14 protein-coding genes are annotated in these 17,744 nt (G+C 38.0%); 4 read left to right on the forward strand and 10 right to left on the reverse strand.

The genetic code is table 11. From position 1 onward, the window contains the following. Positions 1–44: 44 nt before the first annotated feature. A complete protein-coding gene (locus WC614_11500) occupies positions 45–305 on the forward strand; it encodes a hypothetical protein (GenBank protein ID MFA5033629.1) in 261 nt (86 codons plus the stop codon). A 151-nt stretch (positions 306–456) separates the two neighbouring features. On the opposite strand, the gene WC614_11505 is transcribed toward WC614_11500, so the two are convergent. The 10 genes from WC614_11505 to WC614_11550 form a co-directional block, all read right to left on the reverse strand. Next, the gene (locus WC614_11505; protein MFA5033630.1) at positions 457–1,563 is read right to left on the reverse strand and encodes an LptF/LptG family permease; all 1,107 of its coding nucleotides are present in this window, start codon (positions 1,561–1,563) and stop codon (positions 457–459) included. 74 nt (positions 1,564–1,637) lie between these two features. Further along, entirely contained in the window at positions 1,638–3,524 is a 1,887-nt protein-coding gene (gene gyrB, locus WC614_11510) for a DNA topoisomerase (ATP-hydrolyzing) subunit B (GenBank protein ID MFA5033631.1), read from the reverse strand. 75 nt (positions 3,525–3,599) lie between these two features. Beyond that, entirely contained in the window at positions 3,600–3,914 is a 315-nt protein-coding gene (locus WC614_11515; GenBank protein MFA5033632.1) for a DUF721 domain-containing protein, read from the reverse strand. A gap of 2 nt (positions 3,915–3,916) precedes the next feature. Beyond that, positions 3,917–5,554 carry a urocanate hydratase gene (hutU, locus tag WC614_11520; GenBank protein ID MFA5033633.1) on the reverse strand — a complete coding sequence of 546 codons (1,638 nt, stop codon included), beginning with the start codon at positions 5,552–5,554 and terminating at the stop codon, positions 3,917–3,919. A gap of 12 nt (positions 5,555–5,566) precedes the next feature. After that, a complete protein-coding gene (locus tag WC614_11525) occupies positions 5,567–5,995 on the reverse strand; it encodes a hypothetical protein (protein MFA5033634.1) in 429 nt (142 codons plus the stop codon). 1 nt (position 5,996) lies between these two features. Next, the gene (locus WC614_11530; GenBank protein ID MFA5033635.1) at positions 5,997–6,692 is read right to left on the reverse strand and encodes a hypothetical protein; all 696 of its coding nucleotides are present in this window, start codon (positions 6,690–6,692) and stop codon (positions 5,997–5,999) included. A 47-nt stretch (positions 6,693–6,739) separates the two neighbouring features. Next, positions 6,740–8,092, reverse strand: coding sequence for a TldD/PmbA family protein (locus tag WC614_11535; GenBank protein MFA5033636.1), 1,353 nt, complete (start codon positions 8,090–8,092; stop codon positions 6,740–6,742). A 202-nt stretch (positions 8,093–8,294) separates the two neighbouring features. Next, a complete protein-coding gene (locus tag WC614_11540) occupies positions 8,295–11,876 on the reverse strand; it encodes a S8 family serine peptidase (protein ID MFA5033637.1) in 3,582 nt (1,193 codons plus the stop codon). A gap of 18 nt (positions 11,877–11,894) precedes the next feature. Next, entirely contained in the window at positions 11,895–12,437 is a 543-nt protein-coding gene (gene thpR, locus WC614_11545) for an RNA 2',3'-cyclic phosphodiesterase (protein ID MFA5033638.1), read from the reverse strand. Continuing rightward, positions 12,422–13,498 (reverse strand): aminopeptidase P family protein, encoded by a 1,077-nt coding sequence (locus tag WC614_11550; protein ID MFA5033639.1) that lies wholly within the window; start codon positions 13,496–13,498, stop codon positions 12,422–12,424. The genes thpR and WC614_11550 overlap by 16 nt, the downstream gene beginning before the upstream one ends. Positions 13,499–13,952: 454 nt before the next feature. On the opposite strand from WC614_11550, the gene WC614_11555 reads away from it, so the two are divergent. The 3 genes from WC614_11555 to WC614_11565 all read left to right on the forward strand — a co-directional run bounded on the left by WC614_11555 (position 13,953) and on the right by WC614_11565 (position 17,686). Continuing rightward, positions 13,953–15,203 carry a T9SS type A sorting domain-containing protein gene (locus WC614_11555; protein MFA5033640.1) on the forward strand — a complete coding sequence of 417 codons (1,251 nt, stop codon included), beginning with the start codon at positions 13,953–13,955 and terminating at the stop codon, positions 15,201–15,203. A gap of 42 nt (positions 15,204–15,245) precedes the next feature. After that, positions 15,246–15,830: a hypothetical protein gene (locus WC614_11560; GenBank protein MFA5033641.1), complete on the forward strand. Its 585-nt coding sequence runs from the start codon at positions 15,246–15,248 to the stop codon at positions 15,828–15,830. A 683-nt stretch (positions 15,831–16,513) separates the two neighbouring features. Beyond that, a complete protein-coding gene (locus WC614_11565) occupies positions 16,514–17,686 on the forward strand; it encodes a hypothetical protein (GenBank protein ID MFA5033642.1) in 1,173 nt (390 codons plus the stop codon). Positions 17,687–17,744 lie beyond the last annotated feature (58 nt).

A 17,744-nucleotide genomic window follows, 5' to 3' on the forward strand; every position in this document is an offset into this window, starting at 1 on the left:
TTTTTATTAAAGTTTTTACAAAAGCATACGATAATGATTATAGAATGGGAATAGATAAAATAAAAAGCATTATAGATGAGTCGAAAGTCTCGTCTTCAAAATCCAAGAGTACGGATAAGGCTACGACTGATAGAAATAGTGCGAATGGTGATATAAATGGGATTCAAAAGGTCCTTTTTGAATCATTAGATATAAGAGAGGACAAGATTAGAGAAGTAAAGGAAAGAATAAATCAAAATTTTTACAATAGAGATGATGTAAAGAAAGAAGCTGTTGAGAACTTGCTGAATATTTTCGATTCGTAGATTCCCTCGTTGGTATAATCTTTGAGTAAAACGTTTCCGTCTAAGTCGGATTTGATGGATGGATTCAACATATCCAATTTAGTATCTTAATAAGACTTTTGATGTTGTAGGGATATTATTTACTGCTCAAGCTGGAAGCTTGAGTTACAATTCAGGATAATTTATTTGCCCTGAAGGTTGCAACTATTGCAATTATCAACAATGCGGCGTTTGCAAACCACATTGCAATCCAGGGTTGAACCACGCCTCTATCCCCTAAACTTTCTCCACCTACAAGGCATACATAATAGAATATAAAGAATAACAGGGGTAAACCGAAACCTACACCTACGCCTCTTTTTTTTACCCTGATTGCTAATGGGCAACCTAACAGAATAAATATGAAAGAGGCTGCCGGGATTGAGTATTTTTTATGGTATTCTACCAGCATTGAGTATATTTTACCATTTTTAACCTTCTTATTTGGTTTGGATTTTTGTAATTCCCTGTTTATATCTTTTTTTAGTGCTTGAGCGGAGAGTTCCCGTTCTCCTCTGAAGTCTTTTTGTATTCTAATTTCTTCGTTATCCATAGGAATATAAATACGATGCTCTTTAAAGCTTATTTTACGGTATCGCTTATCTTTAATCAATTCGTGAATCTCGCCATTATTTAATACCAATATAATTTTGTTGCCAGAAGTAATAAATTTGCCGTTTTGGGCAAAAATTTCTCGTTCGGTAGATTTTTCTAGTAATCTGACACGTTCAATTTGTCCTGATTTATAATTAACAGCTCCTACATTTAGGTAATATCCTTCAAAATCAGTAAATGTCACGAAAGGTTTTATTTGTAAACTTGGTTTTTTTTGTGCCAATTCAAGCATTATATTTTTTAGTTTATGATTAGCTTCAGGTAAAGTATGATTGTTGAACCATATCATAAAAAGTGCGAGTCCTGTACCCATAATTAGGGGAAGCGTATTAAGTTTTAACGGGTTAATCCCTGAGCTTCTTATTGCCGTAATTTCAAAATCCGAAGACAATCTACCAAATGCCATACAGGATGCTACCATTACGCTCATAGGAATAGTTAATGCGAAAATAGAAGGCAAATATAAAAGTAATATATACAATACAGTTAAGAAAGGAACGCCTTTGCCAATTACATCCCATATAAGAAGAAAGATTTGATTCATAAGCAATATGGATGTGAGGGCTAAAAATCCGATAAAAAAAGGGGCGATATGTTCTTTTACTACGTAAAGGCTAAGAATCATAAATTACAGGGAATACGGTAATAATCAATATCTCTCAAACGCTTTTAATTGGCAACTATTTAAGGATTATGAAATTAGACATCCAGATTTTGCACGTATTTTGCGTTTTGTTCAATGAAATTACGGCGAGGTTCAACCTTATCTCCCATTAAGACAGTGAACATTCTTTCAGCTTCTACGGAATCTTCCATTGTAATTTGTTTTAAGGTTCTTGTGTTCGGGTCCATTGTTGTAGAGAACAACTCTTCCGGATTCATTTCACCTAATCCTTTATATCTCTGGACATCAGGTTTGGGATCTTTTCCACCGATTAAATCATTTAGTTCTTCATCCGTATAGATATAATGACTTTTGCTCTTAATTTTTACACGGTATAGAGGAGGCTGGGCGATATAGATATGACCTTTTTCTATGAGGTCTTTTGCGTGTCTATAGAACAGGGTAAGCAAGAGTGTTCTTATATGTAATCCATCAACGTCCGCATCGGTCATTATAATTACTTTATAATAGCGTAATTCTTTCTTTTCATCACTAAGTCCAAGCGCTTTCATTATGGCTTTTATTTCTTCCGATTCCCATATTTTATCTTCGCTTGCTTTTTCTACATTTAATATTTTACCTTTTATCGGCAGTATTGCCTGGAATTTTCTATCTCTGCCTTGTTTAGCGGAACCGCCTGCGGAATCTCCTTCTACGATATAAATTTCAGTAAGTTCGGGGTTGCTATCGGAGCAATCTGCAAGTTTCCCGGGTAAAGGTGATTGGTCGAAGATATTTTTTTTACGGCTAAGGTCTCTTGCCTGTTGGGCAGCCATTCTTGTTTTAGTCGTACTTAAAATTTTATTTACAATGCTTTCCGCGATTTTGGGGTTTTCTTCAAAGAATATTGACAGATAGCCATTTGTTATAGATTCAACGGTTCCTTTAATATCAGAATTCCCAAGTTTAGTTTTGGTCTGACCTTCAAACTGCGGGTCTCTTACCTTTACGGATATAACGGCAGTAATGCCTTCTCTGGTATCGTCACCGGTAACTTCAAGGTTTTTGGATAGGTTATGTTCTTTTATATAATTGGTTATTACCCTTGTTAGTCCTGCTTTGAATCCGATAAGATGTGTCCCGCCTTCTTTTGTATTGATATTATTTGCGTAGCTGAACATATTTTCGGTATAAGACGTAGTGTATTGGAAACAGACTTCGGTATCTATGCCTTCTTTTTCCAGTTGAAAATAAATAGGAGTGTGCAAAGTTTCTTTGTCCTGTGTAACGAAAGTAATGAATTCAACTATCCCACCTTTGTAAAAGAATTCCTGAACTTTATCTGTTCTTGCATCGGTAAGGGTTAAAGTGACTCCTTTATTCAGGAAAGCCAATTCACGAAGTCTTTCTGCGAGTATATCATAACTAAATTTGACCAGAGAAAATATTTCTTTATCCGGCATAAAATGAATTTCCGTTCCATTTGCAAGCGTATCGCCTTCTTCTATGACGGTTAATTTAGTAACGGGTTTTCCTTTTTCATATCTCTGGTGATACATCTTATTTTCACGCACTACTTTTACTTCAAGCCATTCCGATAGAGCATTTACTACGGAAAGTCCGACTCCGTGTAATCCGCCTGAAACTTTATAAGCTTTGTGGTCAAATTTACCGCCGGCGTGAAGGATGGTCATCACAACTTCCAGCGCTGATTTCTTTTCTTCAGGATGTTCATCAACAGGTATTCCCCTGCCGTTATCTTTAACGGTAATGCTTTCATCTTTACCAATAGTAACTTCTATTCTATTGCAATATCCTACAATAGCTTCATCTATAGAATTATCAGTTATTTCAAAAACGAGATGATGAAGGCCGTATTTTTCAGTATCTCCTATATACATTGAAGGGCGATGTCTTACCGCTTCAATATCCTGTAACACTTTTATTTCATCTGCGGAATAACCCTTATTAGATTTTTGCATCTTTTCTCCTCTTTATCCTATCTAACTCCGGATAAGAATCCCTAATCGTCCGCTTGATGCGGACTCAAGGGCTTCCTATCTTTGATTATTGTTTTGAAGAAATTTAATACCTCTTAATTTACTTGTTTCCAGATGTTCATTGATTTTAAGCAGGATTTGGGATTTCAAGAATTCCAGTTCCTGGAGCCATATTGAATCATCTACCAGTACGAACAAAACACCAAATTTTATCCATCCCGGTGTAGTGTGAGCAGCGATAGTTTTTCCTACAATTTGATTCCATATTAACAATGATTTATGTTGTTCTATGCCTGTTTTTATTCCCAATGAGGTGAGCAGTTGAGGTAATATTACTCCTATTTTGTCTACAGTTTTAGATTTTTTTGCCATAATTAAGGTAATTTAATATTTTTTTCTTTTGCCGTATTTATTGCTTTTTCGTATCCTGCATCTAAATGTCTCATCACGCCTATTCCCGGGTCATTAGTAAGCACGCGGTCAAGGCGTTCTTCCATTTCTTTTGTTCCGTCCGCTACGGTTACCTGTCCTGCGTGTATTGAATTTCCGATACCTACGCCGCCGCCGTGGTGAACGGACACCCACGTTGCGCCGGAAGCAGTGTTTAGAAGGGCATTTAATATAGGCCAATCCGCTATAGCGTCGGAGCCATCTTTCATACCTTCAGTTTCCCGAGCAGGCGAGGCAACCGAGCCCGTATCAAGGTGGTCTCTGCCTATCACTATTGGGGCAGAGATTTTTCCGGTTTTTACCAAGTTATTTATTACTTTTCCGAATCTTGCGCGTTCTCCGTAACCGAGCCAGCATATTCTTGCGGGCAGTCCCTGGAACTGAATTTTTTCTCTTGCCAGTTTAATCCATCGTTTCAGTGTTTCATCTTCGGGGAATTCTTTAAGAACGGCTTCATCCGTAGCGTAGATATCTTTAGGGTCTCCGGATAATGCTGCCCATCTGAAAGGACCTTTGCCTTCACAGAAAAGAGGGCGAATGTATTCCTGAACGAATCCCGGAATTTTAAAAGCATCTTTAAAACCTGCTTTTTGTGCCTGACCTCTTATATTATTACCGTAATCAAAAACTATTGCTCCCTGTTTTTGCATTTCAAGCATAGCGGATAGGTGTTTAACGATAGATTCAAAGGAAAGTTTTATATATTCTTCGGGATTATTTTTCCGTAGTTCAAGGGCTTTTTCGAGAGGCATTCCCGAAGGAACGTATCCGTTTAATTCGTCATGAGCGGAAGTTTGGTCGGTAACTATATCCGGAATAATTCCGCGTTTTAGGAGTTCGGGATGAATTTCGGCTGCATTACCGACGAGTCCGATAGATTTTGGTGTTTTGGTTTTACGTGCATCATCTACGAGTTTTAATGCATCATCCAGATTATATGATATTACGTCACAAAATCCCTGTTTAATTCTGCGTTCAATTTTATTTTTATCAACTTCAACGTCAAGGATAACGGCAGAGTTCATAGTTGCTGCAAGGGGTTGAGCTCCGCTCATACCGCCCATACCTGCGGTAAGTATGAATTTCCCTGCGAGCGAGTTCGAGAAGTATTTTTTTGCGCAGGCGGCAAAAGTTTCATAAGTTCCCTGAAGTATTCCTTGAGTTCCTATATAAATCCAGCTTCCGGCGGTCATCTGCCCGTACATTGTCAATCCCATAGCTTCAAGGCGATTGAATTCGCTCCATGTAGCCCATTTGGGGACGAGTAAGGAATTTGCGATTAGCACTCGCGGGGCGTGTTCAAAGGTTTTAAATATTCCCACGGGTTTACCGGACTGGACTAATAAGGTTTCGTCACTTTTAAGGTTTTGCAGTGCATTTACAATTTTATCGAAGCATTCCCAGTTTCTTGCGGCTTTACCTGTTCCACCGTAGACTATGAGTTGTTCGGGCATTTCGGCAACGTCTTTATCCAGATTATTCATCAGCATACGCATAGCTGCTTCGGTTGCCCATGATTTACAACTTATATTTACGCCTGTTGGCGCTTTTACGTCTCTCATTTCAGTGCAAAGTTACTGCAATTGTTTTTGTATTCGGCTCTGGATATCTATATTTATTGAATCTGCGAGTGCTCCGCCTATCCAATTAAATTCATCTTCTCCAAGACTTGCTTTATCATAAGCGCTAAGTTCTGCTCTACGCCACTGGTCTTGTAAGCGGTTCCATGATTTAACAACCTGTGGATTTTTTTCAGTGTAAGTTGAGTCAGAAAGTTCGGATAAATCATTTGACAGTTTCCATCTTTTTATAAATTTCTGAAGAGATGTTTCCTGTTTTTTTATAGCTTCCATAAGGAATTTAGAAGCCTGGACATAAGAATCTGCCTTATCTGTAGTAATTTTATTGTCCACCGGCGGTGTAAATTCTTTTTTAGGCGGGGTACTATTGTTTCCGCAACCTACGATAACCAAAACAGCAATGCCTGCAAGCAAGCGTTTCATTCTAACCTCCCTTTTTAAGTGACATATCCAATCCTAAAATATGCGTTAGTCCCAGTTCGGAATGGGTTCTTGCATAATAGGAAATATTAAAGTTTTTATAATTCAATTTTATTCCTCCCGTAAAAGAATCGGGATTGTTTTTTACTCCTAAGTCTATGGATAATGCGTTTGATACTTTAATTTCATTCATAAGTCTTACTTCGTTAGAGAATTTTCCTATGGAACATAATTGGATAGAAGTTTTTAGTTCATTAGTAGGGGAGAGGAGTAATTCATAAGTATTTGTTTGGGGAATTTCTTCAAGGGAATTAAAGTTTTGCATAGTAAAGTTACAGCTGACGGAGCTTGTGAATTTTGCGCTTATTCCTGCTCCTATTCCGATATATAGGTCTTGAGCATCGTCTACATACATTTTCATTCCTTGAAGGGAAGCTCCTATTCTTAGCATTTTTATATTATGTGCATATCCGAGAACGAATTGGTTTTCCGTATAAAGTTCATTTCCGAAATTTGATATTCCGAGTCCGATTCCTTTCGGCAGGTAGAATTCTGCTCTTACGTAAGGCAGTATTCCAAAGTTATTCATATACAGACTGTGAACAGAAGGCTGGAATGATGCTACAGGAGTCTCGAAAATACCTTCTCTCGCACAATCTATCGGTTCAAATGCCAGTTGTAACATTAGAATTAAAATCATCGAGAATATTAAGTGTTATTCTAAATTTGTCAAGCCTTTAAGATAATTTAATGTTCACTTACTCCGGTAAAGTTCCAGTCTTTAATTTTGAGTGCCGGGACGACGCTTCCGTTTAAGTAAGGGACACCATAATTCATAGAACCCGGGATAGGAAGAGCTTTTGATAGTTCTAGTACCTGTGACAACGCTTCTATTACGGATTGAGTGAATCTTAAGTTTTTCAATGATTTTGTAACTTTCCCATTTTCTATAAGGTAAGTTCCGTCTCTTGTCATTCCCGTTAACGCGACGGTCATCGGGTCTATAATATTCGTATACCAGAATCTTGTAACCAAAATTGCTTTAGAGGATTTTGAGACCATTGATTCCAGAGTATTATTATCGCCTTTCATAAACAAATTAGAAGGAGATGCGCCATAAGCGCTGTTCCCGCTTGAGTGTCCCGTAGAAGTTTTCCCTTCTTTTTTAGCCGACCTGAGGTCATATACCATATTTTTTACTACGCCATTTTCGACCAGCATAACTTTTTGCACCGGTGTTCCTTCGGAATCAAATGGGAACGGGAAGCCTTTTGCGTCCAGTCCATCATCCCATATAGTTATATTATCTCCCATCAGTTTCTGTCCTAATTTACCGGAAAACGGGCTTCTGCCTTCCTGATAACTTAGCGCGTTAAATCCGAGCCAGGAAAGGAATTCAAGGAGTTCCACTACCGCCAGAGGTTCAAGTATTACTTCATATTTGCCGGGTTCGATTTTAACTGGATTTTGTGACAATACTGCTTTTTTCACTGCAATTTCTGCTACGTCGTTATAATTTATTTGTCTTACATCTCGGCTACCTGCGGCGGCATAGCCTGTTCCGGATTTTCCTATAATTGTCGTAGATATCGTTGCGGAAGTAGCTTTATTGTAAACGAAGAGTCCGTTTGAGTTTGCGATACATCCTTCCATAGTGCCGCTGACGAAACTTCCGTACGCCTGTAAATCTTTTCCTTCTGCGGTTGCCCTGTCAATAATAGTTTTGCATCCTTTCGCTCTTTCTTCAGGGGTAAATTTTTGTGTTTCAGGGATAAAAGTATTTGCTTCCGCTATTGGCGATTGATTAGCAAAACCGGGCCATTCCGGATTTGGAGGGCAGAGTTTGGATATTTCGTTGGCTTTGCTTATTGTCCCGTCAATTTTATCCAGAGAATTGGTATTTGCGTTACCAATTTTTTTATTATTTACGCATTGTGTGCTAATGCTGATATTTTCTTCACTTACATTCTGATGAATGTAGGATGTAGCGAATCTCGTCAAGCCCGAATCCCATGCCCAAATAGTAAGCTGGGTAGCTTCTGCGGACGAGTGTTTTAATGCTTTTTCTGCAATTTCTTTTAATTTGTTTTCTCCTAACATATAACCCCCTTGTATCAAAAATTCCCCGCAATAGCGGGATAAGAATCCCTAATGGCTAAAGCCAAAGGGCTTCTAAAAAAATCAAATATTTCCAGCTGAGCTGGATATCCCGCCAAGGCGGGATTCAATATATTTGTCAGACAAGAATCCTCCAAACATACTGTCCTGACCTACCACAAAAGGCAGAACTGACCCTACAAATTTATTTCATTAAAACTAATTTCTTTGTTTCCTTATAGCTGCCAGCTGCGAACTTGGCAAAGTAAATTCCGGCAGGATAATCTTTTGATTTTAAGTCTACTTTGTAATAACCCGGTATTTTTATTTCGTCAACTAATGTTTTAATACATCTGCCGGTTAAGTCAAAAAGCCGTAAAGATACGTTACTTTTCACCGGGAGTTGGTACATAAGAGTTGAGTGATTAGTAAACGGATTTGGATTAGGGTTTGAGAGGGCAAAGACTTTAGGGACAGAAAGTTCTTCTACTCCAACAGTGGCAGATGCTTCACTTGAATAACTGCTTTCCTTAAAATTATTATCAAGAATTGTATAGACATAATAAGAAGTTTTCCCGTGGGGCGTAGTGGTATCGGTATAAGCGGTGTCAGTAATTACAGTTGAGTTCACGAGTTTATAAGGGCCGCCGGATAATGTATCCCTGTAAATATTATACCCAAGAAGATTTATGACGGATGAATGATGCCATGAAAGTTTTATTCCGGCAGGTACGTTTGCCGTAATAAGTTCTCTCGACACGCTTCCTGCGGTATAGACACGGAATATCCCACGAGTATCCGTTAGAATAGGGAATGGGAACGAGTCATCGCGTGCATCGCTTACTTTTATTCTATAAGTAGTATCCATTACCATTGCATCTACAACGTAATATCCGTTCCAATGCATTGAGTCAGCCCATAATCCATCAAAACTATGCGTATTTAAAGTGTCGAATACCGGGGCATCAATTGCAAACAAAACTTTAGGTGCGACGTTTATATTCATAGGTTTGCTGAAAGTAAGATATACTTTTAAAGTTTCAATTCCCACAGGGTTTGGATTAACTCGTATACTATCCAAGTATGGCGGTGCGGAACGAGACGGAGAGGTTAGGAATGGAGTATAATTTACGGTGCCGAGATTAAAGTCCTCATTAAAGTCATAAATAAGGCTATCGATTTTTGCCGTCTTAGTTGTTCCCCAGTAGTTAGAACCTGCCGGGATATTATTAACGTTCATGTTACGAATTGCGCAATGGGTTGCAAGTAAATTATTAAAACGTAGTGAATCTATCCCATATATGGCACAAAAACTGGTAGTATCTACTATGGTGTTATTGCGAATAATTGTAGAATTAACGGAAGCCTGAAAAGCGTTAATACTACTCCCATTTTGTGAAGAAAAGTTATTTAAAAATAGATTATTGCTTATCGTTATCTCTGTCCCCCATGATGTAGAAACACCACCACCATGATTGTGAGATATCATACTATTAGTTACAATGAGCGAACCTTGATTTATGTTTACAATACCACCCATATTGCCGGAGTTATCAGATATTTTGCTATTAGTTACAATGAGCGAACCTCCATAATTTGCATTTCCATCATTACATATACCACCGCCATAGTCAGAGGCATAGTTGTTAGATACTGTGCTGTTGGTTATAGTCATTACCCCACTATTAGAAATACCGCCCCCCCAACCAGAAGAAAGGTTATTCGATATTGTGCTGTTTGCTACATAGAGCGTATCTCCATCATCACTATCTATCCCCGATTTACCTGCCCATTCAATCCGGCAATACTGAAGGTTGCTTTTCGCACCGGATTTAAAGTTCAATGTTCCCCATCTTTTAGTTGTATCAGGGCTATTTTTTGTAAATATAATTGAATCTGTCTCTGTTCCAATGGCATTTAAAGTTCCATCTATCATTATGGTTTTTGCCGAATCCAGTTTTATTTCGGTCCCGGGCTCTATTGTTAAGGTTATACCGGAATTAACTTTAACATTGCCTTTAACTATATGAGTTCCTTTTTTCCAGATAGTATTTGTTGATATTACGCCGGTCTCATCGCGGGTATTTGATGTTGCGATAGAGAATTCAACAGTGTCCGTATACGCACCTGCGCTTAGATATAATTTAAATAACACATTATGTTGCGGGCAGCTATCGGATACGGAGAATGTAAATACGTCTGCCGAATTTGATTTATTTTCTCTTGCCAGAAGGTTACCAAAAACGGCCGTAGAGTCTGAGATTGTAATGTCAATATCATCGGCATGCAAAATCGCGGAAACTCCGTTCACATCCATTCCATTATTTTGAAGTATAAGTATTAAATTTGCGGTTTCGCTAATATCCGGCACTCCATCATTATCACCGGTCGGGTCTTTTATGGTATCATTAAATACAACAAGTTTCGGATTCGTACTCCCCGTAAGCGCGAGGTAAGCATTTAATCTGCCCGTTCCTAATTTGCCTGCATAAGTTGGGTTTAAGCTGTCTATAAAGTCGGTATTAGCCGTTATCATATTCATAATTGCACCGGGGGAGAACGTAGGATTATATGTTGCAACGAGTGCGGCAACGCCTGAGACAAAAGGTGCGGAGCAGGAAGTCCCGGTAAATCTTGCATAACCGTTTAGTTTTGTAGTATTGTATATATTATACCCGGGTGCGGACAAATCAACCCAGAAGCCATAATTCGAGCCATCCCATTTTTTGTCTAAGGAATCCGTAGCGGAAACTGCAAGAACCATAGGAAGAGCGGCAGGATAAAAAGAGTCGGATTTTGCATCATTCCCGGCAGCTCCTACCAGGACTGATGTTATGTAAGCATTTGTAAGAGCGGCTTCCCATGTAGGCGAATAGAAATATCCACCCAAGCTCATATTTATAATTTTTGCGCCGTTTTGTGCCGCATAAACAATACCTTCTTCAATATCCGAATAAGTTCCGGAACCGTTATTATTTAATACTTTTACTGCCATAAGTTTTGATTTCCAGCTAACTCCTGCAACTCCGGCGGCATTATTTGTAACTGCGCCTGCAGTTCCTGCGCAATGTGTTCCGTGGCCTGCGCCGTCATTCGGATTATTATTATTATCTACGAAATTCCATCCGTATACATCATCAACAAAACCATTCCCGTCGTCATCGATACTGTTGTCGGGGGTTTCGTCTTTATTTATCCATAGATTGTTTACAATGTCAGGATGAGCGGTATCAATTCCGGTATCAATAAATCCTATAATAACGGAAGAGTCTCCTGTAGTTGTATCCCATGCAGCTTCTGCCTGTATTTTATTTAGTCCCCATTGTTCACCAAAATATGAGTCATTTGGAGTTGTACAGCTATGGGCAATATAATCAGGCTCAGCATATAGGACACCGGGCATTTTTGAATACTCTTTAACTGCTTTGAGGATATCCGTATTCTCGTTTAGAGTTAATTTGTAGATATTTGTGAGAGTTGGAACTTTTACAGTTTTACCTTGTATGATTACTTCTCTATTGGCTTTAGCGGGTTTATAGTTTTGGAAAAGTTTATCTGCAGATTTAACGCTATACTTTTCGGTTAATCTGTCAATTGATTCAATTCCTGTTGTAATGTAGCCTTTTTCGGCAGAGACTTTAACTTCCGGAGCGAACTTAACAATTAATGTGCCTTTTGCGAAGTCCTGAGCGTTTAAAACTAAACTACTTACAAGCAAGATGCTTGTAAATACATTTTTACTTACAAGCAGGATGCTTGTAGATACTTTATGAAAAAATTTTTCCATGATTTCTCCTGACTTAAGTTATTTTACTAATACAAATTCTTTAATATCGGTATAAATTGGTTTATCGCGGGTAAGTTCACTTTTTATAAGGTATATGTTATTTATTTCAAAGGGTTCCGAAGTGAAGGGGGGATATTGAAGATTTGAAAGGGGAGATTTTACTCTACCGATGGTTAGATGCGGGGATAATTCGCGGGTTTCAAATTCAAATCCTATATCTGCGAGTTTTTCATTAAGGGATATCATTAGTTTCATAACTTTTTCCCTACCTTCTTTTAAGTCTACCCACAGAATTTTAGGAAATTGCAAGTTTGGAAAAGCGCCTGCGCCGTCGAATGAAATTTGAAAAGGTTTTATATTATTAATGCAGGATTGGATGACAGTATTTATGGATTCTATTTGTTCTTGTTTGGTTTCGCCGATGAAATTCAGTGTCAAGTGAATGTTTTCGGGTTCGACCCATTTAATTTGTTTCGTAAATTGGGATTTTAATTTGTTTTGGAAAGAGAAGATATCTTTTTTAACGGGTTCGGGTATTTTTAATGCTATAAATGTGCGCATTTGTTGGATTTTGTAAGTATTTTTACTCCTTTATCCGTAACCAATACAAGGTCTTCTATTCTTACGCCGAGTTTTCCGGGTAAATATATTCCCGGTTCTACACTAAACACCATTCCCGGTTTAGCGTAATCTTCGCTTTTTGGGGAAGATTTTGGTGACTCGTGAACATCGAGACCGATTCCGTGTCCAAGGGAATGTCCGAAATATTTTCCGTAACCGGCTTTAGTTATTATATTTCTTGCGATGGTATCAATTTTTTTTAAGGAGACTCCCGGTTTTATGGCTTTGATTGCCGTTTCTTGTGCGTTGAGGACTATTTTATAAACTTTTTCAGCGAGAGGGTTTTTACCGATTATGAGTGTTCGTGTCATATCCGAGCAGTATTTTTTGTATATTGCTCCGCAATCGAAAACAACGGTATCGCCGTTTTTTATTTTTCTTGAACCTGCGATAGCGTGGGGGAGTGCGGCATTTAGACCGGAAGCTACGATTGTCGGGAAGGAAATGCCTGAGCCGCCATTTTTGCGTATTTGATATTCGAATTCGACTGCGATTTCTTCTTCAGATATGCCGGGTTTTATGAGGCGGGTTATGGAGGCGAATACGGTATCGGCGATTTCGACGGCTTTAGTTATGGTTGCGATTTCGTAATCATTTTTTATGGTTCGGAAGTCTTCTATTTTATTTCTTAGAGGGATAAGTTTTTTGCCTTTTAGTTTAGTTTTCAGGTATTCATAAGCTGAGTAGTCTATGCTATATTCAAATCCTATTTTTTTTACGCCTTTGAAAATGGAATGGGATATGATTTCAGTCCACAAGGAATTTTTTACTATAACGATTTTAGCGGAACTTGCCTCTCGGCAGTCGAGTTTAACTTCGCGGGCGCTTTGTTCTTTGTATCGGAAGTCGGTAAAGAAAACGGCATCTTTTTTAGTTACGAGGAGAACGGCGCTGGAGCCGGTAAATCCGGTAAGGTAGAAGATGTTGTTTATGCCGGTAATAAGGAACAAATCGACTTCTTTTATATTTTTTTGTAATGCGGTTATTTTATTGTTATTCATAGTGTTTGGAAGTTTAATTCTAGAATATGGAAATGTCAAACTTTTATTGGGGAAAAAGATTAGAGAGCATAAGAACATAAATAATAAGATTATCACAGAACAAAAAGCCGCAGAGGTCGCAGAGTAAAGTAAAACATAGAGTATATCAGAGGATCAGAATATCAGTCCAGCTGGGCTGGATACGAATCCCTAATCACTATCGTTCAAGGGCTTCTTATAGGAAGGGTATCAGGTTATCAGAAAATCAGAGAACAGAAAACTTTGACAGGATTAACCCTCCTGCGGCGGGCAGGCAGGATTAATGCCTACCAAGAAAAAACGGTAGGCAGGTGCGATTTGCACAAGATTGAAAAATAACAGAAAGAAATTGACAAGGGAGTTGATTAAAAGTATTTTAGTATTAGAAATGTTAGAAGGGAATAGGGGTGTTTTTAATACAAAAAGAGGAGGGGAGATGAGGAAAATAATTAGTAGGAACATTATGGTTATTACTGTTTTGATTTGTAATTTTTTTATTAGTAGTTTAATTTTTGCGGGGATGAACTGGACACAGGCGACAAATTCGGCGGGATGGTCAGCAAGGGTAAGCCAAACATCAGTTGTATTTGATTATAAAATGTGGGCGTTTGGAGGAATGGGAGAGCTTGGTAATTATAACGATGTTTGGTATTCTACGGATGGAGCGAGCTGGACGCAGGCAACATCATTGGCAGGATGGTCAAAAAGAAATGGGCATACATCAGTTGTGTTTGATAATAAGATGTGGGTGATTGGAGGTGTCGATTATACATATAGAAATGATACATGGTATTCTATTGATGGGATAAGCTGGACACAAGCGACGGATTCAGCAGAATGGTCAGGAAGGTCATATCCCGCATTGGTTGTGTTTGATAATAAGATATGGGTGCTTGGAGGGATGAATGATAGTGGTAGTTATGATGATGTCTGGTATTCTACAGATGGGATAAGTTGGACGCAGGCAACAGATTCAGCAGGATGGTCAAAAAGATATCTTTATACATCAGTTGTGTTTGATAATAAGATGTGGGTGATTGGAGGAATGAATGATAGTGTTGTTTATAATGATGTTTGGTACTCCACAGATGGGATAAGTTGGACACAGGCTACGGCATTGGCGGGATGGGCAGCAAGAACTGCTCATACATCAGTTGTATTTGATAATAAGATGTGGGTGCTTGGAGGAAGGAATGGGATTGGTTTTTATAATGATGTCTGGTATTCCACGGATGGGGTGAACTGGACACAAGCAACAGATTCAGCAGGATGGGTAGGAAGAGGTCTTCATACATCAGTTATCTTTGATAATAAGATGTGGGTGATTGGAGGATTGTATCTTGATGCTTATAATGATGTGTGGTCTTCGACGGGGCTGGGGGTAGAGGAGAAATCAAATCCCGCCAAGGCGGGATCAAAAATAGACATATCACCTAATCCGTTTATTGAAAGAACTAGTATTTATTATAACATTCCGAGCAAAACACAGGTATTAATTACAATTCATGATATTACCGGAAGAGTTATTAAAACTTTGGTAAATGAGGAGGGGAAAGAAGCGGGAAGTTATAATGTAGAATTTTCTAAATCGGATGTGGGCAGAGGGAAACTATCATCCGGCGTGTATTTTGTGAGTTTAAAAGCCGGCAATCGTTTAGATAGCAAGAGATTGATATTGGTGAAATAATATTAAAAATATTTTGAAAGTGTTGCAAAGAGGGGTAAGAATATGAACTCTTATAGAAAGAATTTAACGACGGGGATAGTTGTGATTAGTATTATAGCATTAGGTGTGGGTTGTTTATTATATTTTTTCTGGAAGCCGTGGGGGAAAATAATTCCCTGGGGTGTAATGCTTTTCTGCGGGTTTATTTGCTTTAGAGTGGGGATACAATTTTGGCGTAAGGCAAAGCTATTTTATATTGGTCTGGGATATATATTTCTAGCAATAGGTGGCTCATTAAATGCTCTGTCGCATCTTGTATCTGAACAGAGTAGATTTTTATATAACGTTGGAACATTATTTTTTTTAATATCTTTTGTATTAATTCTTGGATTAGGAAATTTTTTAGACCGTAAAAAACAGCCGGAGAATGTAAAAAAGTGGGAAGATTGGGTATATGGAGGGGAATGGTACAAAGGCTCATTTAAGGAAAACCTGAGATTGAAATATCTGGATATTTTTGAATATCCGCGTGATAGTAAGAAATGTTTTTATTGTAGGTATACTCAGGTGGGGATGGGGAGAGTATGCGGGTTGGATGATAAGCCGAAAGAGTTGAGTGATGGGTGTGAGAGGTTTGCGAGGAAGTAGGTGAAAAAGTTTAGACAGTATAGATTGTGTAGACAGTAAAAACTGTCCAGCGGAGCTGGATATCAATACCTAAAGGCTATCGCCTAAGGGCTTGTTATAATTTATTGTAAAATATAACAAATAAAAAATTAGTATCCACGAATGCCTGCCTGCGGTAGGCAGGGGCGCGAATTAACACGAATAAAAATTTCACCGCAGAGTCGCAAAGCTCGCAGAGAAAAGAAAAATAGAGAGTTCTAACAGGGATTTGAAGCCCCGTTTTGCGGGATAGCAATCCCTAATCCAGTAAAACTGGAAAGGGCTTGCTAAGACTTTAAGAGATTAAAAAAAAGAATAGATTTGTTAGCCACCCCGCCACAGCGGGGTAAACTCCTTTTACACGGATTGCCACGGATAATAAATAATTAATAAAACTAAAAAATTGACAAAGTGATTGTTTTAGAGTATTTTAGTTTTATACCTAAAGATGCTATATATATGAGTTTATTGTATAATTCCAAGTAAGCTAACCCAAAAGATTGTTAGCAACTTGGTATTAGAAATGGTAGAGGGGATTGGGGGAGATGGGTGGTGGAGCTGATGTTAACTTAATTTTATAATTTATGAGGTTGATTATAATCGGGATATTGATATTGCAATGTTTGTTGTTTTCCTCTAGGGGATATTCATCTAGACTTGCAGGAATGGGAAGTCTTAGTCTTGCAGTAGAAGATGAATCTAATGAATTAAATCTGTACGATTTCGGGTTCAATGTAGCAGGACTTATAGAAGACGATTCAAATTACTCATTGATAGAGGGCGAAGGTTCATATTATCAAGAAAAAGAGGAAGGAGATGACCGGGTTCGTTTTTTCCCAAGTAAAGGGATAGGTAATGAAACTACTTACCGGACATCTAAAATGGCATTTAGTCTGGAGCCATATTATAGGGATTGGTCCTTACAGGAAGTTTACTCTACATCCAATAAATCTTATGAGAGGAATTTCAAGTTTCCAGAATTTTCTTTATCCGGTGCTTATAAGTTGCCATGGTTTACTATTGGCGAAGAGTTTGAAATGTCCTGGGATTATGAGAAAAAGAATGACTCTATCAACTATAAAAAAAATGATGATATCAAAAAAATCATCACAGGAATAAGCTCTAATCCAATTAAGATAATTAGAGGGAATCTTATTTTAGGATTCACTTTTGCTTATCAAATCCAGGAGATGCAGTCAAGTACAGGGATAAGTAAAACAGAAGGAATACAGGCAATCTATTCATTGGAAGACAGGTTGAAAGTTGGGATAAATTCAGGAATTACACAAATGACTTCTTCAGGTTGGTTGAAAAACGTAGATATTAGAGGTGTTTATAGTATAAAAAGTGGGGAGAACAAGATTAATATAGGCAGTGAATTTGATTTTACAGCAGGGAACAATGCTTACATGTCATACGAATATAAAACGATAGAATACAGGGGAGGCATTTTTTATTCATACGCTCAAAAAGTAGGGCTTGGGATAGAGTTTTTGGTAGATAAAAATCCGTTTGGGATGAACCAAGAAAATGAGAAAGATTGGTGTACGGAAATCCTGGTAGGAGGGGAATTTAATATAAAAAAATACTTTTATCTAAGAAGCGGTTATAATATGGAAAATATTTTCCAAGCAAGTCCATCCCTTGAAGTTATACAACCAATAGAATCTTATACTGCAGGTTTGGGGATAAAGATGCGTAATTTCAAATTAGATATTGCTTATAAGTTTGGTAGTAGGAATTTTTATGACACATATTATTCTTCTAATGGATATTACTTAAATTCAACATTCAATACTATTAGACTCGCGGCGACTTTTTACCCATGGAAAAAATAAGTAAAGATATGGATTTCAAGAGGAAGAGGGTGGAAACGAATCAAACATTCACTGGGAC

The organism is bacterium (assembly GCA_041649255.1).
Classification (GTDB): domain Bacteria; phylum Hydrothermota; class UBA3073; order JACQXS01; family JAQTXJ01; genus JAQTXJ01.